23 protein-coding genes are annotated in these 23,222 nt (G+C 58.3%); 22 read left to right on the top strand and 1 reads right to left on the bottom strand.

What is annotated here, in order from left to right:
- Nucleotides 1-128: 128 nt before the first annotated feature.
- From ald to OWC48_RS35015, 16 genes are all read left to right on the top strand, one after another.
- Nucleotides 129-1,241, top strand: coding sequence for an alanine dehydrogenase (ald, locus tag OWC48_RS35090; protein ID WP_282524088.1), 1,113 nt, complete (start codon nt 129-131; stop codon nt 1,239-1,241).
- A 750-nt stretch (nt 1,242-1,991) separates the two neighbouring features.
- On the top strand, nt 1,992-2,186 hold the full coding sequence (locus OWC48_RS35085; protein WP_035730311.1) for a 4Fe-4S binding protein: 195 nt from the start codon (nt 1,992-1,994) through the stop codon (nt 2,184-2,186).
- 194 nt (nt 2,187-2,380) lie between these two features.
- Nucleotides 2,381-3,877: a Fe-S cluster assembly protein SufB gene (sufB, locus tag OWC48_RS35080; RefSeq protein ID WP_282524087.1), complete on the top strand. Its 1,497-nt coding sequence runs from the start codon at nt 2,381-2,383 to the stop codon at nt 3,875-3,877.
- Nucleotides 3,878-3,941: 64 nt separating this feature from the next.
- Nucleotides 3,942-4,694: a Fe-S cluster assembly ATPase SufC gene (sufC, locus tag OWC48_RS35075; protein WP_282524086.1), complete on the top strand. Its 753-nt coding sequence runs from the start codon at nt 3,942-3,944 to the stop codon at nt 4,692-4,694.
- Between the two features lie 19 nt (nt 4,695-4,713).
- Nucleotides 4,714-6,036 (top strand): Fe-S cluster assembly protein SufD, encoded by a 1,323-nt coding sequence (sufD, locus tag OWC48_RS35070; RefSeq protein WP_282524085.1) that lies wholly within the window; start codon nt 4,714-4,716, stop codon nt 6,034-6,036.
- Nucleotides 6,033-7,280: a cysteine desulfurase gene (locus OWC48_RS35065; protein WP_282524084.1), complete on the top strand. Its 1,248-nt coding sequence runs from the start codon at nt 6,033-6,035 to the stop codon at nt 7,278-7,280. Before sufD ends, OWC48_RS35065 begins: the two co-directional genes overlap by 4 nt.
- A gap of 466 nt (nt 7,281-7,746) precedes the next feature.
- Nucleotides 7,747-9,249 (top strand): nitrogenase molybdenum-iron protein alpha chain, encoded by a 1,503-nt coding sequence (gene nifD, locus OWC48_RS35060; RefSeq protein ID WP_282524114.1) that lies wholly within the window; start codon nt 7,747-7,749, stop codon nt 9,247-9,249.
- A 66-nt stretch (nt 9,250-9,315) separates the two neighbouring features.
- A complete protein-coding gene (gene nifK, locus OWC48_RS35055) occupies nt 9,316-10,872 on the top strand; it encodes a nitrogenase molybdenum-iron protein subunit beta (protein WP_282524083.1) in 1,557 nt (518 codons plus the stop codon).
- Between the two features lie 95 nt (nt 10,873-10,967).
- Nucleotides 10,968-12,614 (top strand): nitrogenase iron-molybdenum cofactor biosynthesis protein NifE, encoded by a 1,647-nt coding sequence (gene nifE, locus OWC48_RS35050; RefSeq protein WP_282524082.1) that lies wholly within the window; start codon nt 10,968-10,970, stop codon nt 12,612-12,614.
- A gap of 9 nt (nt 12,615-12,623) precedes the next feature.
- A complete protein-coding gene (nifN, locus tag OWC48_RS35045; protein WP_282524081.1) occupies nt 12,624-14,033 on the top strand; it encodes a nitrogenase iron-molybdenum cofactor biosynthesis protein NifN in 1,410 nt (469 codons plus the stop codon).
- Nucleotides 14,030-14,425 (top strand): nitrogen fixation protein NifX, encoded by a 396-nt coding sequence (gene nifX, locus OWC48_RS35040; protein ID WP_282524080.1) that lies wholly within the window; start codon nt 14,030-14,032, stop codon nt 14,423-14,425. Before nifN ends, nifX begins: the two co-directional genes overlap by 4 nt.
- Nucleotides 14,426-14,431: 6 nt before the next feature.
- On the top strand, nt 14,432-14,896 hold the full coding sequence (locus OWC48_RS35035; RefSeq protein ID WP_282524079.1) for a NifX-associated nitrogen fixation protein: 465 nt from the start codon (nt 14,432-14,434) through the stop codon (nt 14,894-14,896).
- Nucleotides 14,897-14,908: 12 nt separating this feature from the next.
- The gene (locus OWC48_RS35030) at nt 14,909-15,109 is read left to right on the top strand and encodes a CCE_0567 family metalloprotein (RefSeq protein WP_282524078.1); all 201 of its coding nucleotides are present in this window, start codon (nt 14,909-14,911) and stop codon (nt 15,107-15,109) included.
- 11 nt (nt 15,110-15,120) lie between these two features.
- Nucleotides 15,121-15,417, top strand: coding sequence for a ferredoxin III, nif-specific (gene fdxB, locus OWC48_RS35025; protein ID WP_282524077.1), 297 nt, complete (start codon nt 15,121-15,123; stop codon nt 15,415-15,417).
- A 768-nt stretch (nt 15,418-16,185) separates the two neighbouring features.
- On the top strand, nt 16,186-16,797 hold the full coding sequence (locus tag OWC48_RS35020) for a host specificity protein (RefSeq protein ID WP_282524076.1): 612 nt from the start codon (nt 16,186-16,188) through the stop codon (nt 16,795-16,797).
- Nucleotides 16,798-17,133: 336 nt separating this feature from the next.
- Nucleotides 17,134-17,529, top strand: a complete 396-nt coding sequence (locus OWC48_RS35015) for a Rieske 2Fe-2S domain-containing protein (RefSeq protein ID WP_282524075.1) — start codon at nt 17,134-17,136, stop codon at nt 17,527-17,529.
- 9 nt (nt 17,530-17,538) lie between these two features.
- Here the strand turns inward: OWC48_RS35015 and OWC48_RS35010 are convergent, their stop codons facing one another.
- A complete protein-coding gene (locus tag OWC48_RS35010; RefSeq protein WP_282524074.1) occupies nt 17,539-18,129 on the bottom strand; it encodes a hypothetical protein in 591 nt (196 codons plus the stop codon).
- Between the two features lie 271 nt (nt 18,130-18,400).
- Here OWC48_RS35010 and OWC48_RS35005 point away from each other — a divergent pair, with 271 nt between their 5' ends.
- From OWC48_RS35005 to nifB, 6 genes are all read left to right on the top strand, one after another.
- Entirely contained in the window at nt 18,401-18,721 is a 321-nt protein-coding gene (locus tag OWC48_RS35005) for an iron-sulfur cluster assembly accessory protein (RefSeq protein WP_282524073.1), read from the top strand.
- A gap of 41 nt (nt 18,722-18,762) precedes the next feature.
- On the top strand, nt 18,763-19,053 hold the full coding sequence (locus OWC48_RS35000) for a NifU family protein (protein ID WP_282524113.1): 291 nt from the start codon (nt 18,763-18,765) through the stop codon (nt 19,051-19,053).
- On the top strand, nt 19,050-20,222 hold the full coding sequence (gene nifS / locus OWC48_RS34995) for a cysteine desulfurase NifS (protein ID WP_282524072.1): 1,173 nt from the start codon (nt 19,050-19,052) through the stop codon (nt 20,220-20,222). Before OWC48_RS35000 ends, nifS begins: the two co-directional genes overlap by 4 nt.
- Nucleotides 20,223-20,227: 5 nt before the next feature.
- Nucleotides 20,228-20,452 (top strand): putative nitrogen fixation protein NifT, encoded by a 225-nt coding sequence (gene nifT, locus OWC48_RS34990; protein WP_282524071.1) that lies wholly within the window; start codon nt 20,228-20,230, stop codon nt 20,450-20,452.
- Complete coding sequence (locus OWC48_RS34985) at nt 20,449-21,312, top strand: SIR2 family protein (RefSeq protein WP_282524070.1); 864 nt, start codon at nt 20,449-20,451, stop codon at nt 21,310-21,312. Before nifT ends, OWC48_RS34985 begins: the two co-directional genes overlap by 4 nt.
- A gap of 344 nt (nt 21,313-21,656) precedes the next feature.
- Complete coding sequence (nifB, locus tag OWC48_RS34980; RefSeq protein WP_282524069.1) at nt 21,657-23,213, top strand: nitrogenase cofactor biosynthesis protein NifB; 1,557 nt, start codon at nt 21,657-21,659, stop codon at nt 23,211-23,213.
- The last annotated feature ends 9 nt before the right edge of the window (nt 23,214-23,222 follow it).

Raw genomic sequence — 23,222 nt, 5'->3', positions numbered from 1 at the left:
GCACCCGTGGGTTTGAAATCCTGCGAAGCTTGTCAAATATCGTTGAATTTCTGCGCCATTTTAACGGCTGCGTCGCAATATCGCTGCTCGCTTCCGATTAGAAAGGCGCTCCAGGCAGGAGTTTTCAAATGAAGGTCGGAGTCCCCAAGGAAATCAAGGCTCACGAATATCGCGTGGGCCTTACCCCGGGAGCTGTCCGCGAATACGTGGCAGCGGGCCACCGCGTGATGATCGAGACCAATGCCGGCGCTGGCATTGGTGCAACCGATGACGATTATCGCAATGTTGGCGGAACGATTCTAACTTCCGCAGCTGAGGTATTCGCATCGGGCGAGATGATCGTAAAGGTTAAGGAACCTCAGCCGACCGAATGGTGTCAGCTGCGGGAAAATCAGATCCTGTTCACTTATCTGCATCTGGCCCCCGACCCGGACCAGGCCAAGGGCCTCCTGAAATCTGGATGCACTGCGATCGCCTATGAGACCGTTACTGATGCGCATGGTGGTCTTCCGCTGCTGGCGCCGATGAGCGAGGTCGCGGGTAGGCTTGCGATCGAAGCGGCGGGGGGCGCCCTGAAGCGGAGTGCAGGCGGACGAGGGCTGTTGATCGGTGGGGTGCCCGGTGTTCAGCCTGCCCGAATCGTGGTGATCGGAGGTGGCGTCGTTGGTACGCACGCGGCACGCATGGCGGCTGGTCTGGGCGCAGAGGTGACCATCATCGACCGTTCGATACTCCGGCTCCGCGAGTTGGACGAGCTATTCGAAGGACGCGTTCGCACCAGGTTTTCGACCATCGACTCTGTGGAGGAAGAGGTATTTGCGGCGGATGTGGTGATAGGTGCGGTGCTCGTTCCAGGTGCGAGCGCGCCGAAGCTAGTCCGCCGGAGCATGCTGAGCTCGATGCGCAAGAGGGCGGTGCTCGTGGACGTCGCTATCGATCAGGGCGGCTGCTTTGAGACATCGCAACCAACCACTCACGCTGATCCTACTTACGAAGTGGATGGCATCATTCATTATTGCGTGGCCAATATGCCCGGGGCCGTGCCGCTGACCTCGAGCCAGGCACTGAATAACGCGACGCTGCCGTTTGGTTTGGCTCTGGCCAACAAGGGCTTTTCCGCCGTGCTCGACAATCCGCATCTGCGCGCAGGCCTCAACGTCCATCGGGGCCGGCTAACTTACGAAGCAGTCGCCGAAAGCCTCGGGCTGCCCTTCTCACCGATCGAACAGGCTGCGGCCTGATCCCAGAGGCCCTCATGGGCGTTTCCTCCCTGACTTAGGCCACCCTTCGGGGTGGCCTTTTTTCGACTCCATCGATCTGCTGACCGCGCCGGCATTTATTTCGAATGCGCAGCGAAGCGGAGGATCACCAGACGAACGCCTGGCTTTAATCCCCGCACGATGCGATACAATGTACTTTCGGTCCATACAGCGCATATGAATGCCGGTTTTGCCAATCCAAGGCAATCGAGAATGCGTACTGCGGGTCCGCTGGGGACCCGCGATCACCAGAGCGACTTTGTCTGGCTCGATCGCCGCGACTCATTCTGACTGGCTGTGGAGACGCCAACCGGCCGGTGATGACTGCGCGGGTTATCTATCGTGGTGCTGTCGCCGAAGCCGCCGCTGTCCCGGTGAGTGGAACCATCAAGATGCGGTTCGCGGTCGACCTGACACACCGGCGGAGAACTTTTTGAAGTCGCGCGGCGCATCCATCATCGCCGCAGCACGGCGGGCTTAGGAAGGATCGCAGATCGTTCCCTGAGGCTGGCGAACGCGGTTCACCTGATCGCTGCCTGCCGTGAGATCGACCATGCGCAAACCACGGCATCGAGCTCGAGCTGCTGTCATGCGCGTTGTAGGATTTGCGACACCGTGTCGAGGCGGCGACTTGCGTTCTAGAAATAGCCCAGACAAAATCAAGTCAACTGTCTGGCACAAGACTTGAAAGCAAGAAACTGTCCCGCAACTTTCGCTTATGGAATCGCAGTGATGGCCTACAAGATAATCGCATCCCAGTGCACTGTCTGCGGTGCATGTGAGTTCGAATGTCCCAATGCCGCGATCAGCCTGAAGAACGACATATATGTGATCAATCCGACCCAGTGTACCCAATGTGAGGGGCACTTTGACGCGCCGCAATGCGCCGTCGTTTGCCCGGTGCCCGATACCTGCGTGCCGGCATAGGTGGAGTAGCCGATGAGAGGAGCTCCGGCGCGAAACATGATGAAAACGCGATCGACAGCCGCCGCCTTTTGGATCCGTCTTCTGTTTCTCTCACTCGCTGGCCCCGAGTCGGCGGCAACTTGCGCGATCCGCTCAGATAGATTGCGGCGGAATCCTCGCCAGCGGGAGTTGTCGTTGCGCGAGTGGAGCGGGCAATGGTAGCTGTGCAAGAGACGGTCGAGCGCGTGAAGCGCATCGACGTCGACCAGTATCGTTATGGGTTTGAGACCCTGATCGAGACCGACAAGGCGCCCAAGGGACTGTCGGAAGAGACCGTCAAGTTCATCTCCGAGAAGAAGAACGAACCCGCCTGGATGCTCCAGTGGCGGCTCGAGGCGTATCGGCGCTGGCTGACCATGACCGAGCCGACCTGGGCGCGCGTCGACTATCCCAAGATCGACTTCCAGGACCTCTATTATTACGCGGCGCCGAAGCCGAAGAAGACGGTCACCTCGCTCGACGAGATCGATCCGGAGATTCTCAAGACCTACGAGAAGCTCGGCATTCCCTTGCGGGAAGTCGCCATGCTCGAAGGCGTCGAGCCGAAGCCCGGCGAGGAAGACCCTAACAGGCGCAAGATCGCGGTCGATGCCGTCTTCGATTCGGTCTCGGTTGCGACCACGTTCAAGGCCGAGCTGAAGAAGGCCGGCGTGATCTTCATGCCGATCTCGGAGGCAATCCGCGAGCATCCCGAGCTGGTGCAGAAATATCTCGGCTCCGTGGTTCCGACCTCGGACAATTTCTACGCGACGCTGAACTCGGCGGTGTTCTCCGACGGCTCGTTCGTCTACGTGCCGCCGGGCGTGCGCTGCCCGATGGAGCTGTCGACCTATTTCCGCATCAACGAGCGCAACACCGGCCAGTTTGAGCGCACGCTGATCATCGCCGACAAGGGCTCCTACGTCTCCTATCTCGAAGGCTGCACCGCGCCGCAGCGCGACGAGAACCAGCTGCATGCCGCCGTGGTCGAGCTCGTTGCGCACGATGATGCCGAGATCAAATACTCGACGGTGCAGAACTGGTATCCCGGCAATTCGGAAGGCAAGGGCGGCATCTACAATTTCGTCACCAAGCGTGGCGACTGCCGTGGCGACCGGTCCAAGATTTCCTGGACCCAGGTCGAGACCGGCTCCGCCATCACCTGGAAGTACCCGAGCTGCATCCTGCGTGGCGACAATTCCAGCGGTGAGTTCTACTCGATCGCGATCTCGAACGGTTTCCAGCAGGTCGATTCGGGCACCAAGATGATCCACCTCGGCAAGAACACGTCGAGCCGGATCATCTCGAAGGGCATCGCCGCCGGCAAGTCGCAGAACACCTATCGCGGGCTCGTCACCGCGCACCGGAAAGCGACCGGCGCGCGCAACTTCACCGCCTGCGATTCCCTGCTGATCGGCGACAAATGCGGCGCGCACACCGTGCCGTATATCGAGGCGAAGAACTCCTCGGCGACGTTCGAGCACGAGGCGACGACCTCGAAAATCTCCGAGGACGTGCTGTTCTATTGCATCCAGCGCGGCCTCAGCCAGGAAGAAGCCGTCGGCCTCGTCGTCAACGGTTTCGTCAAGGACGTGCTTCAGCAGCTGCCGATGGAATTCGCGGTGGAAGCGCAGAAGCTGATCTCGATCTCGCTCGACGGATCTGTCGGGTAACCAAACATCCCGCGAGCCCCCTCGAATGCGGCTCGTCAGATGACATTTCAGGGATCAGATCAGAATGGCGCTACTCGAAATCCGAGATTTGCGTGTTGGTGTCGAAGACCGCGAAGTTATTCGCGGCCTCGATCTTAACGTCAATGCGGGTGAGGTGCACGCGATCATGGGGCCGAACGGCTCCGGCAAATCGACGCTCTCGCATGTTATCGCCGGCAAGCCCGGTTATGAGATCACCGGCGGACAAATCCTGTTCAGGGGCGAGAACCTGTTGCGGATGGAGCCAAATGAACGCGCCGCCAAGGGCGTGTTCCTGGCATTCCAGTATCCGATCGAGATCCCCGGCGTGACCACCATGAACTTCCTGCGGGCGGCACTGAACGCTCAGCGCAAGGCGCGCGACCAACAGGAATTCTCCACCCCCGAATTTCTGAAAAGAGTCCGCGATGTGGCCGATTCGCTCAACATTCCGCAGGACATGCTCAAGCGCGGCGTCAATGTCGGCTTCTCAGGCGGCGAGAAGAAGCGCAACGAAATTTTGCAGATGGCTTTGTTCGAGCCGAGTCTGTGCATCCTGGACGAGATCGATTCCGGCCTCGACATCGACGCGCTGCGTATCGTCGCCAGCGGCATCAACGCCTTGCGCTCGCCGAAACGAGCGATGATCGTGATCACGCACTATCGGCGGCTTCTCGACCATATCGAGCCGGAAATTGTACACGTGATGTCGAAAGGGCGGGTCATGAAGAGCGGCGGCAAGGAACTCGCGCTGGAGCTCGAGGCTTGTGGCTACGCCCAATTCGAAGACGCGGCCTGACGGCTCTAGGGATTCCCCGATGAAGCAGGTTTTGCCCAAAGCCGACACCGAACGCGCAATTGACAGTGTTTTCGCTGCGGCGCGTGGACGGATGCCTGGTGCAGGCCTTGTCCCCCAAATCCGGGCGAGGGCATTCGAGGTCTACGAGCGTACCGGCCTTCCGCATCGGGGCATGGAGGACTGGAAATACACAGATCTGCGCGCCCTGATCGGCGAGGTGCTGCCACTCGCTCCGCGACCGAATGCGGAGGCGTTGGTGCGCGCAAAGGTGTCGGCCGAGCAAGTGTCTGCCGATCAGGCGGTCAAACTGGTTTTGGTGGATGGCGTATTCGCGCCGGAGCTATCCGATCTCGGCAGGCTGGAAAATGAAGTTGTTGTGCGGTCGCTGCGAGAGGTTCTGGAGAATTCGGCCACTGAGGCCATCGCCGGTCTGGTGCTGTCGACGACGAACGATTCGGCGATCTCGCTCAATGCCGCAATGGCGACAGATGGCCTGGTGATTACGGTCGCCGATGGCAATGCGGTGAAGCGTCCAATTCAGATCGTTCACGTCGCAACAGGACTGTCGGTGTCCACCTTTACACGCTCCTATCTGCAGCTCGGTAAAGGAGCGCATGCGGCCATCGTGGAAAGTTTCGTCCCGGCTGAAGGCGCGAGCGGCTATCAAGCCAACGATGCGATAATCGCCCTGGTTGGTGACGAGGCGAGCCTTTCGCATATCCGCGTGGCAGCCGATGCCTCTGACGCCGTGAACATCTCGTCGGCGATCATCGCAGTCGGCGCCAGGGCTAAGCTTGACCTCTTCAGCATGACCTGCAGCGGCTCCATCAGCCGCTATCAGGGATTCATCACGCTGGCCGGCGAAGGAACCAAGCTCTCGGCAAATGGGGTTAATCTCATCAGGGACAAGCTGCGCGCCGACACAACGATCGTGGTCGACCACGCCGGGCCACATTGCACCAGTCGGGAGAAGTTCCGCGCGGTCGTCGACGATTGCGGCCGCTCGGTATTTCAGGGCCGAATCGTCGTTCGTCCCGCCGCCCGGAAGACGGACGCCACCCTGACGACGCGAGCGTTGCTCCTATCCGACCAGGCCGAGGCCGACAATAAGCCCGAACTTAAAATCTTGGCTGACGACGTGACCTGCGGCCACGGAGCGACATCGGGCGCGCTGGACGACACGCTCGTATTCTATCTGCGCGCTCGGGGGCTATCCGAGAAGGACGCGCAGATGTTGCTGATTAAAGCGTTTTTTGGCGAGTCGATTGAGGAGATCACTTCTGAGAAACTGCGCGATTTTGTGACAGCGCAAGCTGAACACTGGCTGCAGGCGGGACGATGAGCGCACATCCCGCCGTGAGCAATGGTAGTTACGAGGTCAACCGTCTGCGTACGGACTTTCCTGCGCTCGCCATGACGGTGTACGGAAAGCCGCTTGTTTATCTCGATAACGCTGCATCCGCGCAAAAGCCCAACGCGGTGCTTGACCGTATGATGCAGGTGTACTCCAGCGAATACGCCAACGTTCATCGCGGCTTGCACTACCTCGCTAACGCGGCGACCGAGGCGTATGAAGGCGCCCGTACCAAGGTGGCCCAGTTTGTGAACGCGCGTTCAAACGAAGAGATCATCTTCACCCGGAGCGCCACGGAGGCAATCAATCTGGTGGCCCAGACTTTTGGCCGTGAACGCATAACCCCGGGTGATGAGATCGTTCTCTCGATTTTGGAACACCACTCCAACATTGTGCCATGGCACCTTCTCAGGGAACGACTCGGTGCAGTGATCAAATGGGCACCAGTGGATGATGACGGAAACTTCTTGCTCGATGATTTTGAGCGACTGCTGACCCCGCGCACCAAGATGGTTGCAATCACACAAATGTCGAACGTGCTCGGCACGGTATTGCCGGTGAAAGACGTGGTGAGGGTCGCGCATGCTCGTGGTATCCCGGTGCTGGTCGACGGCTCGCAAGCTTGCGTCCATCTGAGCGCCGACGTCTGTGACATTGATTGCGATTTCTACGTCATGACGGGCCACAAACTCTATGGTCCGACTGGGATCGGTGTGCTTTACGGCAAGTCTGAGCATCTGGCATCGATGCCGCCCTTCAATGGCGGCGGGGAGATGATCCGCGAGGTCTCGCGTTCCGGCGTCATTTATGCTGATCCGCCACACCGGTTCGAAGCGGGTACGCCGCCGATCGTCGAAGCCATCGGTTTAGGGGCGGCTATCGATTACATCAATTCAATAGGCAAGGTGCAGATCCGCAGGCACGAGAGCGTACTGCTCGCTTACGCGCAAGAGAGGCTGGCGGGGATCAATTTCGTGCGCATGATCGGGACCCCGGCCGACAAGGGACCGATCATTTCCTTTGATGTGAAGGGTACGCATGCGCATGATATTGCCACCGTCATCGACCGCGCCGGTGTAGCGGTGCGGGCGGGGACCCATTGTGCGATGCCGCTGCTCAAGCGCTTCGGCGTGCTGGCGACGTGCCGGGCGTCCCTCGGACTTTACAATACACGTGAAGAGATCGATGTGCTCCTGCGTGCGCTTATCAAGGCGCGGCAGCTGTTCTCGTGATCCGGTGAGCCTACGATGTCCAGGTGGCAAGGCAGCTCGCATTGCGGTCTGGAGGATGAGGTCATGCACCTCATCCCATCGCAGCAGGTAAGAACCTGTAGGTCGCAGCAAGCATAGATAGCATGGCAGGCCTGTGTCGGCCAGCCGCCGCTTGCGGCCGGTCTTCCTGTGCGGCGCCTTCGGCGAGCGCGATCGCAGAGTACTGCGATCACGGACACGCTCGAGAATTGGGCGGGCATTTTCACGCATAGCCGGCCCTTGTTCCATTTCGAACAGGGCCAAACCAAGCGTTCTCTGCTCAAAGTGTAATGTCGGGTTCGCAACAACACCGCCCGTCACCGCGCGAAGCGCGCTAAGCGATTTTGATTGCTATGTTTTTTAGTGCTCACGAAGCGCTGGCATGTTGGTTGCAAAAGTCTTGCTCAAGAACCCGCCCTCGCAACAGCTAACCTTCGAAGGACATCAGATGAGTCTCGCCACGACCCAGAGCATCGCAGAAATCAGGGCTCGCAACAAAGAGCTGATCGAGGAGGTGCTGAAGGTCTATCCGGAGAAAACCGCGAAACGGCGTGCCAAGCACCTCAACGTTCACCAAACCGGCAAGTCAGATTGCGGGGTGAAGTCCAACATCAAATCCATACCTGGCGTGATGACGATCAGAGGCTGCGCCTATGCAGGGTCAAAGGGGGTGGTCTGGGGACCGATCAAGGACATGGTCCATATCAGCCATGGCCCGGTAGGCTGCGGTCAGTATTCGTGGGGCTCGCGACGCAATTATTACGTTGGCACGACGGGCATCGATAGCTTCGTGACCCTGCAGTTCACCTCCGACTTCCAGGAAAAGGATATCGTATTCGGTGGCGACAAAAAGCTGGGCAAAATCCTTGACGAAATCCAGGAGCTGTTTCCGCTCAACAACGGCATCACGATCCAATCGGAATGCCCGATCGGATTGATCGGTGACGACATCGAGGCCGTGTCGAGAGCGAAATCCAAGGAATATGGCGGCAAGACCATCGTGCCGGTCCGTTGTGAGGGCTTTCGGGGCGTTTCGCAGTCACTAGGCCATCACATTGCCAACGATGCGGTGCGCGATTGGATTTTCGACCAGCTCGAGTCCGATGGTAAACCAAAGTTTGAGCCGACGCCGTACGATGTTGCGATCATCGGAGACTACAATATTGGCGGCGACGCCTGGTCATCACGAATTCTGCTAGAGGAGATGGGCCTGCGGGTGATCGCGCAGTGGTCCGGCGACGGTTCACTGGCTGAGCTCGAGGCAACGCCGAAGGCAAAGCTCAACATTCTGCATTGCTACCGTTCCATGAACTACATCTCACGCCACATGGAAGAAAAGTTCGGTATCCCCTGGTGCGAGTACAACTTCTTCGGACCTTCAAAGATCGCAGAGTCGCTGCGCAAGATTGCGGGCTATTTCGACGACAAGATCAAGGAAGGCGCCGAGCGGGTGATTGAAAAGTACCAAGCGCTGGTGAACGCTGTGATCGCAAAATATCGCCCGCGCCTGGAGGGCAAGACGGTGATGCTGTACGTCGGCGGGCTCCGTCCCCGTCATGTGATTGGCGCATATGAGGACCTCGGGATGGAAGTCATTGGCACCGGATACGAATTCGGTCACAACGACGACTATCAGCGCACAGCTCAGCACTACGTAAAGGACAGCACGCTCATCTACGATGACGTCAATGGCTACGAGTTCGAGCGCTTCGTCGAAAAGCTCCAGCCTGACCTCGTCGGCTCGGGCATCAAGGAAAAATACATTTTTCAAAAGATGGGTGTGCCGTTCCGGCAGATGCACTCCTGGGACTATTCGGGGCCATATCACGGCTATGACGGCTTTGCGATCTTTGCGCGCGACATGGACATGGCCATCAACTCGCCGGTCTGGAAGAAAACGAAGGCCCCCTGGAAGGAAGCTTCGAGAGCCAAGCTCCTGGCTGCAGAATAAACCAACTCATCTCGCTCTGTGAGAAAGCCGGGGCGACACCAATCTCGATAGTGAAGGATTTCAACAATGGCGCAGAGTGCCGAACACGTGCTCGATCATCTCGAGCTGTTCCGCGGTCCAGAATACCAGCAGATGCTGGCCAAGAAGAAGATGTTCGAGAATCCTCGCGATCCCGCCGAGGTCGAACGCATCAAGGAATGGACGAAGACGGCCGAATATCGCGAAAAGAACTTTGCGCGGGAGGCGCTAGCGGTAAATCCGGCCAAGGCATGCCAGCCGCTTGGCGCCGTGTTCGCCTCTGTTGGCTTTGAGGGCACGCTGCCCTTCGTCCACGGCTCGCAAGGCTGCGTGGCTTATTACCGCAGCCATCTGTCGCGGCACTTCAAGGAGCCTTCTTCTTGCGTCTCTTCGTCGATGACGGAAGACGCTGCCGTATTCGGCGGGCTGAACAACATGATCGACGGGCTCGCGAACAGCTATAACATGTACAAACCCAAGATGATTGCGGTCTCTACGACCTGCATGGCCGAGGTGATCGGCGACGACCTCAACGCCTTCATCAAGACGTCGAAAGAAAAAGGCTCGGTTCCGGCGGACTTCGACGTGCCATTCGCCCATACGCCGGCGTTCGTCGGCAGCCACGTCACCGGTTATGACAATGCGCTCAAGGGCATTCTGGAGCATTTTTGGGACGGTAAGGCCGGAACAGCGCCGAAGCTGGAGCGCAAGCAGAACGGGGCGATCAACATCATCGGTGGGTTCGATGGCTATACCGTCGGAAACCTTCGCGAGATCAAGCGAATCTTGGCGTTGATGGGCATCCAGCACACGATTCTCGCGGATAATTCTGAAGTTTTCGATACTCCGACAGACGGCGAATTCCGGATGTATGACGGCGGCACGACGCTGGAAGATGCGGCCAACGCGGTTCACGCCAAGGCGACAATCTCCATGCAACAGTGGTGCACCGAAAAAACGCTGCCATACGTGGCTGGGCATGGGCAGGACGTCGTATCCTTCAACTACCCGGTGGGTTTATCCGCAACGGATGACTTTATCGTGGCGCTGTCACGCATCAGCGGCAATGAGATTCCCGAGCAACTCGCGCGAGAACGTGGCCGCCTAGTCGACGCCATCGCTGACTCCAGCGCGCATATCCATGGCAAGAAGTTCGCGATCTATGGCGATCCGGATCTTTGCTATGGGTTGGCTGCGTTTCTGCTCGAACTCGGCGCCGAACCGACCCATGTGCTATCCACCAACGGCAACAAGGCCTGGCACGAAAAAATGAAGGTGCTGCTTGCAAGCTCGCCATTTGGGCAGGGCTGCCAAGCCTATCCGGGCCGAGACCTCTGGCACATGCGCTCACTCCTGTTCACCGAGCCAGTCGATTTTCTGATTGGCAACACCTACGGCAAGTATCTGGAGCGCGATACTGGAACGCCACTGATCCGCATCGGCTTTCCGGTTTTCGATCGGCATCACCATCACCGCTCCCCCCTATGGGGCTATCAGGGCGGCCTGAATGTGCTGGTGAAGATCCTGGACAAGATCTTCGATGAGATCGACAAGAAGACAAACGTTCTTGGCAAAACTGACTACAGCTTCGACATCATTCGTTGATGAGCGACCGTGCGCGCCATCGCCCAAGCACTCGACGATGGCACAAGCACACAACGGTTGACCATGCAATTACTTTGCGCTGAGAGGAAAAAGGGATGAGTTCACTAGCGGCCACGGTCCAGAATGTTTTCGACGAGCCGAGCTGCGCCAAGAACGGCAGCAAGTCGGAGGCTGAACGCAAGAACGGCTGCACCAAACAACTGCAGCCGGGTAGCGCTGCCGGCGGCTGTGCTTTCGATGGCGCCAAGGTTGCGCTGCAGCCGTTCACCGATGTCGCTCACTTGGTGCATGGTCCGATCGCGTGCGAAGGTAATTCCTGGGACAATCGCGGCGCGGCGTCGTCAGGCTCGAATCTGTGGCGTACCTCGTTCACAACCGATTTGAGCGAAACCGATATTGTATTCGGGGGCGAGAAGCGGCTGTGCAAAGCGATCAAGGAGATCATCGACAAGTGCGACCCGCCCGCCATCTTCGTCTATCAAACCTGCATCCCGGCGATGATCGGCGACGACATCAACGCAGTCTGTAAGGCAGCATCTCAAAGGTTCGCAAAGCCGGTGATCCCGATCAATTCCCCGGGCTTCGTCGGCTCGAAGAACCTCGGTAACAAGCTCGCCGGCGAGGCGTTGCTCGACTATGTGATCGGGACGCAAGAGCCAGACTACACTACGCCCTACGATATCAACCTGATCGGGGAATACAACCTTTCGGGAGAGCTCTGGCAAGTGAAGCCATTGCTAGACGAGCTTGGAGTACGGATTCTCTCCTGTATCTCCGGTGATGGCAAATATCGCGAAGTCGCTTCATCTCATCGCGCTCGGGCGGCGATGTTGGTGTGCTCAAAGTCCATGATTAACGTCGCACGCAAGATGGAGCAACGCTACGGGATCCCGTTCTTCGAGGGGTCGTTCTACGGTATTCAAGATTCGAGCGAATCGCTGCGTCAGCTTGCCCGCTTATTGGTTGAACGCGGCGCGCCGACAGATCTGCTCGGACGGACAGAAGCGGTGATAGCGCGCGAGGAAGCGTGGGCCTGGGCTGCGATAGCGCCGTACAAGCCTCGATTCGAAGGCAAGAAGGCCTTGTTGATTACCGGCGGCGTCAAGTCATGGTCGGTCGTTGCGGCACTCCAGGAAGCCGGGCTTGAGTTAGTCGGAACCAGCATCAAGAAATCAACCAGGAAAGACAAGGAGCGCATCAAGGAGCTCATGGGGCAGGATGCCCACATGATTGAGGACATGACGCCGCGCGAAATGTATAAGATGTTGAAGGAGGCAAAAGCGGACATCATGCTATCGGGCGGCAAGTCGCAGTTCGTCGCGCTGAAAGCGGCGATGCCCTGGCTCGATATCAACCAGGAGCGTTGCCACGCCTATATGGGCTATGTCGGCATGGTCAAGCTGGTGGAGGAGATCGATAAGTCGCTCTCCAGTCCGATGTGGGAGCAGCTACGTCGACCGGCACCATGGGAGGCATTGGCCAAGGCGATGGAGCAGATGCAATCGCCGGTGGCGGCGATCGCCTGCGATCCGGCGCTCGCCGAAATCGCGCGCCGCGCGAGGAAGATCTGCGTGTGTAACACGGTCGATCTGGGCACGATTGAGGATGCAATATACGCGCACGGCCTGAGGAGCGTCGCAGCGGTGAAAGAGCATACCAATGCGGTCGGTGGCTGCTGCCAGAGACGCATCGAAGGTATCTTGGTGTCCGAGCCGTCTGCCATGCGACAGGCCGCAGAATAGGGAGGCGTCATGGCCATCGTCACGGCGCCGACGAAAGCCTGCGCTGTCAACCCGCTGAAGATGAGTCAGCCGATCGGCGGCGCATTCGCCTTCATGGGGCTGCGTGGGGCGATGCCGCTTCTGCACGGCTCTCAGGGATGCACATCCTTCGGGCTCACGCTCTTCGTCCGGCACTTCAAAGAGGCAGTACCGCTGCAGACCACCGCGATGAGCGAGGTCGCTACCGTACTCGGCGGTTATGAGAATCTCGAGCAGGCGATACTGAACATCTCCAACCGTACCAAGCCAAAGATCATCGGAATCTGCTCGACCGGTGTCACCGAGACCAATGGCGACGATGTGGATGCCTACCTCAAGCTAATCCGAAACAAGCATCCGCAACTCGCAAAGTTGCCACTGGTGTATGTCTCGACGCCTGACTTCAAGGGCGCGTTCCAGGACGGCTGGGAGAAGGCTGTGGCGCGCATTGTGGAGGTGCTGGTGGAAGGGCCCAGCACCAATGGCCTGCGGGACCCCTCGAAAGTGAATATTCTGCCGGGATGTCACCTCACGCCCGGCGACCTTGATGAACTCCGTGTCATAGTGGAGGATTTCGGCTTGTGCCCGTCCTTCCTCCCTGACCTGGCGGGATCGCTCGATGGGCATATCCCCGATGAGTTTACGCCCACGACCATCGGCGGCATCGGCGTCGACGAAATCGCGAGCATGGGCCGCGCCGGATGGACGATTGCAATCGGGGCGCAGATGCAGCGAGCGGCAGAGGTCATGCAGGTCAAGACCGGCGTGCCTTTTCGTGTCTTCGAGCGGCTGTGTGGTCTCTGTCCGAACGACGAATTCATGACGTTCTTGGGCGAGATCAGCGGCCGCCCCATACCCTTGAAATATCGGCGCCAGCGCAGTCAGCTCGCCGATGCAATGCTGGACGCGCACTTCCATATTGGCGGTCGCAAAGTTGCTATCGGCGCTGAGCCAGACCTTCTGTTCGATCTGTCCGGGATGCTGCACGACATGGGCGCGCAGGTGACAGCGGCCGTGACGACCACCCAGTCGAAGGTGATCGAGCGGATCAAGACCAAGGAGGTACTCATTGGCGATCTCGAGGATCTGGAAGGGCTTGCCAACACACACCATTGCGACCTGCTGATCACGCATTCTCATGGCAGGCAAGCAGCGGCTCGGCTTAAATTGCCGTTCTATCGTACGGGTTTTCCGATGTTCGATCGACTTGGTGCGGGACACCGACTATCGGTGGGCTATCGTGGTACCCGCAATCTGATCTTCGAAATCGCCAACCTCGTGATCGCGCATCGCGAGGAGAACGATCAGCCTACGCCCGATAGATGGCGGACTGGGTCCGGACCGCCACGTTGCTCGGGGTATCGCAGCTCCACCGGCGCGGCTGGGAGGGCGATTGGATGAAGGTCGCGTTTGCCACTCAGGACCTGAGACGAGTCGATGCCCATTTTGGTTGGGCAAAGAATATCGCAATCTACGATGTCGCGCCTGGCGGGCACGTGTTTCTCAAAGCGATTGAGTTTGAGGGCGACCTTAAGGAAGACGGCAACGAGGATAAGTTGGCGCCGAAAATCGAGGCTATCAAGGATTGCGCGATTCTTTACGTCGCCGCCATTGGCGGTGCCGGGGCTGCGCGGGTGGTGGCCAACAAGATCCATCCTATCAAGGTGAACAAGCCAGAAAGCATTCTGGCGTTGCTCGAAAAACTCGAGCGCGTACTGAAGGGCACGCCACCTCCTTGGCTACGAAAGGCTATGGCAAAAGACCAACGGCGAACGTTCGAGTTCGACGAATGAGGTGATATGACGGCAAAAATGGAGCAGCAGGGCAGCGCGGTCGATGCGCCATTCCTTATCGAATTGGTCAAGATTTGGCGTGCTCAGGATGCCAACGGAGCTTGGGACGGGAAGAGCGATCTTGACCTGCTCGACCCCTACATCCTGGACAAGAAGAAACGGCGGGCATTGCCGATTATCGGTGATCCCGATCCCGATACACTGTGGCGGCTTGAGCTGTTCTTCGATGCGGTTGCGCTGTCGATCGAGAGGGAGACCGGCGTTATGATTCAGCCGATTCTGAAGCTGCATCATGAAGGCTTCGGGCGGGTAGTGCTCATCGCAGGCCGGCTGATCGCCGTGAACAAGCAGCTGCGCGACGTGCATCGCTTTGGATTCGATAATTTCGCCAATCTGGCTCAGGAGGGGGATAAATATGTCAGCGACGGAATTGACCTAATTCGGAAGTTCCCAGACGTGGCGAACTATTGAGGATACTCACTCATGGGCGATCGCGAAACACTGAAGGCCGAGCTAAGGAAAGTGTCCGCCAAGGCGACGCAAGCCAAGATGGATTTGCACGACCTTTCGGAAGAATTACCCATCAACTGGACCTCGATCATGGTGGTGGCGCAGAAGGCGTACGATGCCTATGCCGAACTCGAGCGCAAGGGCCTCGAATTGAAGGCGCATGAAAAGACTTAAAGGGGCAATGCATGTCGTTTCAAACACGAGACGGACGGGACTGGACGCCACAATACCTGATCTCGATCGATGCCAAGAAGTGCATCGGCTGTGGCCGCTGTTTCAAGGTGTGCGGCCGAGATGTCATGACGTTGATAGGAATCAGCGAGGATGGCGAATTTGTCAACCTCGATGACGATGACGATGAGATCGAAAAGAAGATTATGGTTCTGAATGATCAAGGCGCTTGCATTGGCTGCGGTGCATGCGCCAGGGTTTGCCCGGCCAACTGCCAGACTCACACTTCAGCCGTACCTGAAGCGGCGTGAGCGAACACACTCGTCCTGTCGCGGCAGGCGAGATATAGGTGGAGGAAAGGTGCAATTTTGGTCAGGTGAACTCATGGTGAGGACGGCGCGCCAGAAGGATCTCGATTAAACATCGAATAGCAAGATCGAGCGAGCTAAAGCGCAAGCATTGCCCGGTGATGGTTGGGCGCCGGCTATGTTATGCCGATACAATAGCCGTTGCTCACAAACCACTCGTCTCCAAGGTCCGTCTATTCGTAGAAGGCGAGCCGCGCATCCCTCAGCGCTAAGTACATCGAAGTGGCTGTCATGATGGAGTCCGAAGAGCATAGTTAGGTCGGTCTCTTTGAGCGATCGGCAGCCCGCGATCTTACGTGCGATTCTACCCACAGATCGCGGCTTGTCGCAGCGACTATCTGTAACTCACGCGCAGAGTGCGTCGGGTAGTCACGGCGAAGCGGCAGAGTGCTCTGGTCAGGTTATGGTCAGCTAGGAATTATATCCTAGCCGGCAGAGCTTGCACGGCACGAGCTCAATTGCGTGCAACTTTGCCGATAGGAGAGCGCTCTCATGTATGGCAGAAGCGTTGGGTCATCCAGCCAGTTTACAACCGGTAACCAAACTGACGATTCGTCAGAGGCGGGAGATAGTCCCCGGTTCGCGGAAACAGTTGCAGGAATGGAGCGAGGTGGGTCGTCATCCGAACCAGCGGCGTCATACTCTCTCGTTTCCGAAGCGCCCATTAGAGAGATAGACCGAGATTCCTTCTTGCGCGGAGTTGAGAGATTCTTGCGCAGTGATATCAGGCACATCGCCGAGAACCCAGAAGAGTACTCGGACTTCGTCTCCCAGAAGGCTGAGCGCGCAGCGACGGTTGCTGGAAGTTACGCCAACACCTACGACGATCCAAATAAGCCGGCACGATTTTACAGCTACCGGTTGGGCGACGAAATTGTCGGGCTTCTCAGAGCAGGAGGCCCGGCTCGGATTAAAGGAGACCATTTTCAGCAGCAGTTTGGGCGCAACGATATCACATCCGTGGTAGATCTTCGGGTGACTCATCCGCTTGTCGAGAACGCTGGCGATATCTTGCTAGAACATCAACTGCGAGAGGACGGGGACCATCCGCTGATCTTGTCGCGACCGGCCCTAACGGGCGTGGAACCTCGTCTAGCGGAGATGGGTTTTGTTCACGTGGGTCGTAACCACTGGGCGCTTGATCCCAACCAACATCCCGAAGTGTGGACGAAGAACGAGAACGACGAGTGGCAGCGTGTAGGCAAGCCTACGAAGTATCTTTCGAAAGCGGAGGGCAGTGATGGCGGTCCTCAGACGGATTCCTCGGACGACGACCCTTCATTTTACCTGGAGCGCGCTCTTAGTGGAATGCACATGGAATAAATTGGCTGCAATAGCAGGACCGGGCCTGAAAGGAAGGACATTCGACCGTTCTATGCCGGGCCCAACGGTGTTACTTCAACGGGGGCGCACGCTCGCCGCGGCGCCCTCGCGGCTGAAACGACCGTCCAACCTTTCTCCGAAGGCACTCACGATGCCGCGGTGGGATACGCGACACGAGGCCCGTAACGGGCTTGCCACTGCCGTGGCCAGAACGCGCAGCAACGACCAGCTACCGCATGTAGTCATTCGGCAAATGGTGCAGAATGCTTGAGTACGGTCCTTGCACGTTGATTGCACAACGACAATGAAGAAACTCTTGCAATAAACGAGCGATGAATGCAGCCAGATGCCATCTATGCGATTTGCGGCTTTAACGACATTCCGAGCCGCCAGGCCATGGGATTCCACCTTATAGTCGTCGATGATCACGGCAATTACCGGCCCTGGTCCATCATTGTGGTGCGCTGGGGCAAAAAGGTGCTTGGCTACGCCAATAAATGCCCGCACAACGGCGTCAATTTGGACTGGGAGCGGAACGAATTCCTCGATCCATGCGGTATCCGGCTGATGTGCGGCAAGCATGGTTCGACCTTCGAACTCGGCACGGGCCGGTGCGTCGAAGGTCCATGTCAAGGTAGAGCGCTCACGCCGATAGCGTTGGCAGTTCTGGATGGTGATATCTGCGTCGTTGGTGTGCATCTTGTCGAAGACGATGCATCGGCCAACAACTGAAGACCGCGCTCAGACCGGCCGGTTCTCGTTGCGGTTTTTCACGGGCTCCATCCTCTTTAGCCCGTCGTCGTACGAGATCTCCTCATAGGACAGGTCGAGATCCTTTGCGGCATCGAGGAGGTAATCAAGCTTGCCGCCCGGATCGAGCTTCTTGATCTCGTCCTTGTTGAGCCCGACCAGGTCCATCATCTCCTTCCAAACCGTGGATTCATCGCACGGTAGGACGTTGAAGCTAATATCACCCAACTTCACTCGGTACTTCGCCAATAAATCAATGTTGTTGCAGAACATGAAGTAGCTGCCGGTTGGGCTTAAGGCGCCGTCAAGGACGGTTGCGATGTCAGCAAGATAGGCGAAGGAATGCAGGTAGCCGGCCAGCACCGGAATAGTGCGTTCGCCGTCCTGCGCGATCGTCAACACCTGCTCAATCGAATAGTCTGGCGGCCGTTTCTCGTCCGCGACCTGAGTCTGGAATTTTAGTGCCACGTCGCCGCGAAAGCCGAACCGGCCCGGCTTGGTAGTCCCGCCTTTGAGTACGGCGTTGAGCAGGCGGCCCTCCTTCTCAAGTTTGCCGAGTGCGGTGTTCTCGATTGCAGTCATTAAAGTCTACCTCGATCTAGCTCTTCTCCGACGCCTTGGCCGGTGGCAGATGCGATGCAAATTGCTTGCCGCCGCATGAATAGGGGCCTTCGCCGTAGCTTAGAAAGAAAACGCGTCAGTGGCTGCGATCACCTCAAGGAGCCTTGTCGGGAACCCGACACCGGTTTCGACGCCAACAGGCGCGATCCGAAAAAGTGAGCATCATCAAGCGTCTGCGCGCTGGCACGTGACTTGCCCTTAGCAGCTAGATCCAAGCTGATGAGGGAAAGTCGTGATCAACCTGACGGATAGCGCGGTGAATGCAATCAAGAGCGCGATTTCATCGTCGACGCACCCGACCGGCGGTCTGCGCGTCATGATCGAAGCGGGCGGCTGCAATGGATTGAAATACAAGATGGGTCTGGTCGAAGAACCGAAGCCTGACGACACCGTGCTCGAATGCAACGGGCTGAAGGTGTTCGTCGATAACAAGAGCTGTGAGCATCTGATCGGCACGACCATCGATTTCGTGATGGCACTGGAGAGTTCTGGCTTTACCTTTCACAACCCGAACGCTAGCGCGAACTGCTCATGCGGAAAATCGTTCAGCTGATGAAACAAATCGCTCAGCTGATGAGAAGGAGACATCGAAGCATGCCGGCCGAACCAGGAGAACTGAGGCAGTCGTCGTCCACTGCGACAGACCGAGAGCGTCGCATTCGCGGCGCAATCGAAGAGATCCGACCCAATCTGCAACGCGACGGTGGCGACTGTCACCTGATCGGGATCGATGGCAGCAGGGGCATGGTCAGCCAGACCGGTGCCCGCACGTTGTGTAAGCTTTCGAGCGTGACGCTGAAAGGCATTCAGGCTCGGCTGGTCGATAAACTCGGCGAATTTGTCCGCCTAATCCCCGTCGCTGCTGCAGGCGAGGCAGTGGATTGAGCGAAAATCGAGTGCCGATTTACCTCGATAACAATGCAACGACGCGGACCGATCCATCCGTGGTGCAAGCCATGTTGCCGTTCTTCACCGAGCAATTCGGCAATGCTTCGTCCAGGCATGCCTTTGGCAGCGAGGTCGCAGTCGCTGTGAGGCAGGCCCGGCGTAGCTTGCGCACCCTGCTAGGGAACGCATACGATCATGAAATTGTTTTCACTTCGGGAGGGACCGAGGCCAATAATGCCGCGGTCCTCTCTGCGCTTGCGATGCAGGAAGACCGCGACGAGATCGTCACCACCTCGGTAGAGCACTCCGCCGTTCTTGCGCTAACCGAGCAATTGGCGACAAGAGGAGTCAAGACGCACATCGTACCCGTAGATGCCCGCGGCCGGCTCGACATCGGGGCGTTTCGCGGCGCACTCGGGCCACGCACCGCGATTGCCTCGGTTATGTGGGCCAACAACGAGACCGGAACGCTGTTTCCCGTGGAGTTTCTGGCCGGGTTGACCCGTGAGGCGGGCGCGCTGTTTCACACCGATGCGGTCCAGGCCGTCGGCAAGGTGCCCGTGAACCTAAAGGACAGTGCGATCGACATGCTGTCGCTATCCGGGCACAAACTGCACGGCCCCAAGGGGATCGGCGCGCTATATTTGCGCACAGGGACAAAATTCCGGCCGCTGATCTGCGGCGGATCACAGGAACGAGGGCGCCGTGGCGGAACTGAGAATATTCCTGGCATTGTCGGCCTGGGAAAGGCCGCCGAGCTTGCGGCGGAGCGGCTCGAACCGGAGCGCGTTCGCATTGGCGCATTGCGCGATCGCCTTGAGCAGGGAATTTTGCACAATGGCGAGTGCGTCGCGCTCGGCGATATCAGCAATCGATTAGCGAACACGGCCAATATTGCTTTCGATCATCTCGAAGGCGAAGCCATCGCCCACCATCTCGATAGGGCGGGCATTGCCGTGTCGCTCGGATCAGCCTGCAACGCCGGCTCAATGCAGCCATCCCATGTTCTGCGGGCCATGCAGGTGCCCGCGTGGCGGATGCGTGGCGCGGTGCGCTTTTCCCTGTCGCGTGAAACCTCCTTCGCGGAGGTCGATGAGGTCGTGTGCGCAGTGTCCGACATCGCGGCTCGCCTGCGCGCCACCTCCCCCGTCGCAGTCAGGGAGTAGACCTCGTGAAAATCATGATCCGCCGGTCTCCGGACGCGGGCCTGTCGATCTACGTGCCAAAAAAGGATCTCGAAGAGCCGATCGTGGAATCCGAGTACGAGACGCTATGGGGCGGCTGGATCAAAGTAGCTAATGGCTGGGTGCTCGATTTGCCCGAGATGGCGAGCGACACACCACTACCGATCACAATCAACGCTAAAAAACGGGGCGAAAACGGGGGCGATCCGTGAAGGCGCCCCCGCAGATCGACTTTGTCGATGCTGCCGATGCAAAGGCGACGCTCGTGGACATCGCTGCCGGCCTGAGGGCCGCGAGCGTCATTCCCTATCTCGGTCCTGGCCTTGCCGAATTGTGCAGATCCGATATGCCGACCACGCCAGAGGCGTTGGCCAGCTTCTTCGCGAGCAAGGTTGCGCTGCCGCGGCGGGCTAGGGGCAATGCGTGGGCGTCGGCGCAGCATGTCGAGATCAGCAAACACCGGTCCTCCGTGACGGCATTGATGACGCAGGCCTTCGCTCGGCCGGTCGAGCCGACGCGGTTGCACCATCATCTTGCGTCCCTGTCGCTGCCCGTCATAGTCGACGCCTGGTATGATGCCGCCATGCGCGCGGCGCTGGGTAAGCGCGATGGATGGGGCGAAGTGCAGGGTATCACCCGCATCGGCATTGGCGAGAATCGCTGGTATCGCTTTTACGATTCACTTGGCCAAGAGGTCGACAGTGCCGTGGCCGGCAGCTGGGCGACGGTGTTGTACAAGCCGCATGGCAGCGTGCAGCCGGCCAACAACTTCCTTATCTCCGACGCTGACTATGTCGAGGCGTTGACCGAAATCGACATTCAGACGCCAATTCCGGACATCATCAAGGAAAGGCGAATCGGACAGACCTTTCTCTTCATCGGCTGTCGCTTCAATGACCAGCTGTTGCGTAGCTATGCCCGGCAGATCATCAAGCGCTCGGCCGACACCCACTATGCGATCGTTGATCCAGACGCGCTCTCTCGCAACGAGCTCCGGTTTCTACTCGAGCAAGGCCTTACACCGCTTGCGATTGAGATCCCTTGCGCGGTTGAGATACTGATCACCCATTAGCGTCCTTGTGAAGCCCGAATCCCCCAGCTTGTATCGACTTATTTGCGAGAGCCGCAACGCGAGAAGACCCCTTCAGATGGAGCCGGGTTCCGGCGAGCGCAGCGCGAGAAGAATGCGCAAGCCATGGAGCGCTGCGTGAGAATGACGACGTAACTGTCGCATTGTCAACAAGCGCATCATTGCATGTTCTTACATGCGCTAGCGCCGATCGTTTCCGCTGACTCGTTGGCGTATGGCTGCAATTTCATCGTCTCCGCCATGGCATGCAAGTTGCTACCCAGCTTCTTGAGGCTCGCTCACGGATGGTCCTGGGAGGCCGATGATGCCTGCAGGGAAAAATGAAAATGAACGCGGTCGTCGGACGCGGAAAATATGTCAAAGCTGCAGGGGATAACGGCAAGATGAAGCCCGCCGCCGAGCATAAGGGCTGCCGCGCTTCGGCCAAGACCGGGCAGGCGAGCTGCGGCTCGCAGGCAGGGCAAGGCGATCTGCCGATCGAAATCTGGGAAAAGGTCAAGAACCATCCCTGCTACAGCGAAGAAGCGCATCATCATTACGCCCGAATGCATGTCTCGGTCGCGCCTGCCTGCAACATCCAGTGCAATTACTGCAACCGAAAATACGACTGCGCCAATGAATCGCGTCCGGGTGTGGTGAGCGAGAAGCTCACGCCTGAGCAGGCGGTAAGAAAAGTGCTCGCGGTCGCGACCACCATTCCGCAGATGACGGTCCTTGGCATCGCTGGCCCCGGCGACCCCCTGGCCAATCCAGCAAAGACGTTCAAGACGTTCGAGCTGGTCGCCAAGGCGGCTCCGGACATCAAGCTGTGCCTGTCAACCAATGGACTGGCTCTGCCGGACCACGTTGATACCATCGCCAGGTCGAAAATTGACCACGTCACCATCACTATCAACATGGTCGATCCCGAAATCGGCGCCAAGATCTACCCGTGGATCTTCTTCAACCACAAGCGCTACACCGGCATGGACGCGGCAAGGATACTCACCGATCGCCAGCTGCAAGGCCTCGAGATGCTTAGCGAACGGGGCATCCTGTGCAAGGTCAACTCGGTGATGATCCCAAACATCAACGACCGCCACTTGGTCGAGGTCAACAAGGCGGTGAAGTCGCGCGGTGCCTTCCTTCACAATATCATGCCACTGATCTCCGCGCCCGAGCACGGCACGGCATTTGGCCTCAACGGTCAGCGCGGACCGACTGCGTGGGAATTGAAGGCGCTGCAAGATGCTTGTGAAGGGGAGATAAAAATGATGCGGCATTGCCGCCAGTGCCGCGCCGATGCGGTTGGTCTACTCGGAGAGGATCGCAGCGCAGAGTTCACCACCGATCAGGTCATGAAAATGGACGTCCAATATGACTTAGAGATGCGCAAGGGTTATCAGGACAGGGTAGAGGATGAGCGTGCCGCCAAAGTCGCGGCCACCCAAAAGGAGCTTGCGGAATTTGCCGGAGAGATGAGCGCGATCACTCTTTTAGTTGCCGTCGCAACCAAGGGCTCGGGGTTGATCAACGAGCACTTTGGGCATGCAAAGGAATTTCAGGTGTACGAACTTTCTACATCTGGCGCCAAATTCGTCGGCCACCGCCGCGTGGACGTTTACTGCCAGGGCGGTTATGGCGAGGAGGACAGGCTTTCTGCCATCATGCGTGGCATCCATGACTGCCATGCGGTCTTCGTGTCCAAGATCGGCGGCTGTCCGAAAAGCAGTCTGATCAGGGCGGGGATCGAGCCGGTCGATCAATACGCCCATGAGTTCATTGGGAAGTCGGCGATCGCCTGGTTCAAATCCTATCTGGACAAGGTGAAACGCGGGGAGATCCAGCACGTGCAGCGCGGCGACGCCGCGGTCCGGCAAGGATCTCTGATCTCCGTAGCGTAAGGGGAAATA

It is taken from the genome of Bradyrhizobium sp. Arg816, from assembly GCF_029989365.1.
Classification (GTDB): Bacteria; Pseudomonadota; Alphaproteobacteria; order Rhizobiales; family Xanthobacteraceae; genus Bradyrhizobium.
This window is presented reverse-complemented; position numbering and strand designations above follow the sequence as displayed.

Bases quoted from the DNA above. Each gene is read 5' to 3' on its own strand.
- ald (WP_282524088.1), top strand. From the start codon at position 129: ATGAAGGTCGGAGTCCCCAAGGAAATCAAGGCTCACGAATATCGCGTG.
- OWC48_RS35085 (WP_035730311.1), top strand. From the start codon at position 1,992: ATGGCCTACAAGATAATCGCATCCCAGTGCACTGTCTGCGGTGCATGT.
- sufB (WP_282524087.1), top strand. From the start codon at position 2,381: ATGGTAGCTGTGCAAGAGACGGTCGAGCGCGTGAAGCGCATCGACGTC.
- sufC (WP_282524086.1), top strand. From the start codon at position 3,942: ATGGCGCTACTCGAAATCCGAGATTTGCGTGTTGGTGTCGAAGACCGC.
- sufD (WP_282524085.1), top strand. From the start codon at position 4,714: ATGAAGCAGGTTTTGCCCAAAGCCGACACCGAACGCGCAATTGACAGT.
- OWC48_RS35065 (WP_282524084.1), top strand. From the start codon at position 6,033: ATGAGCGCACATCCCGCCGTGAGCAATGGTAGTTACGAGGTCAACCGT.
- nifD (WP_282524114.1), top strand. From the start codon at position 7,747: ATGAGTCTCGCCACGACCCAGAGCATCGCAGAAATCAGGGCTCGCAAC.
- nifK (WP_282524083.1), top strand. From the start codon at position 9,316: ATGGCGCAGAGTGCCGAACACGTGCTCGATCATCTCGAGCTGTTCCGC.
- nifE (WP_282524082.1), top strand. From the start codon at position 10,968: ATGAGTTCACTAGCGGCCACGGTCCAGAATGTTTTCGACGAGCCGAGC.
- nifN (WP_282524081.1), top strand. From the start codon at position 12,624: ATGGCCATCGTCACGGCGCCGACGAAAGCCTGCGCTGTCAACCCGCTG.
- nifX (WP_282524080.1), top strand. From the start codon at position 14,030: ATGAAGGTCGCGTTTGCCACTCAGGACCTGAGACGAGTCGATGCCCAT.
- OWC48_RS35035 (WP_282524079.1), top strand. From the start codon at position 14,432: ATGACGGCAAAAATGGAGCAGCAGGGCAGCGCGGTCGATGCGCCATTC.
- OWC48_RS35030 (WP_282524078.1), top strand. From the start codon at position 14,909: ATGGGCGATCGCGAAACACTGAAGGCCGAGCTAAGGAAAGTGTCCGCC.
- fdxB (WP_282524077.1), top strand. From the start codon at position 15,121: ATGTCGTTTCAAACACGAGACGGACGGGACTGGACGCCACAATACCTG.
- OWC48_RS35015 (WP_282524075.1), top strand. From the start codon at position 17,134: ATGCAGCCAGATGCCATCTATGCGATTTGCGGCTTTAACGACATTCCG.
- OWC48_RS35010 (WP_282524074.1), bottom strand. From the start codon at position 18,129: ATGACTGCAATCGAGAACACCGCACTCGGCAAACTTGAGAAGGAGGGC.
- OWC48_RS35000 (WP_282524113.1), top strand. From the start codon at position 18,763: ATGCCGGCCGAACCAGGAGAACTGAGGCAGTCGTCGTCCACTGCGACA.
- nifB (WP_282524069.1), top strand. From the start codon at position 21,657: ATGAACGCGGTCGTCGGACGCGGAAAATATGTCAAAGCTGCAGGGGAT.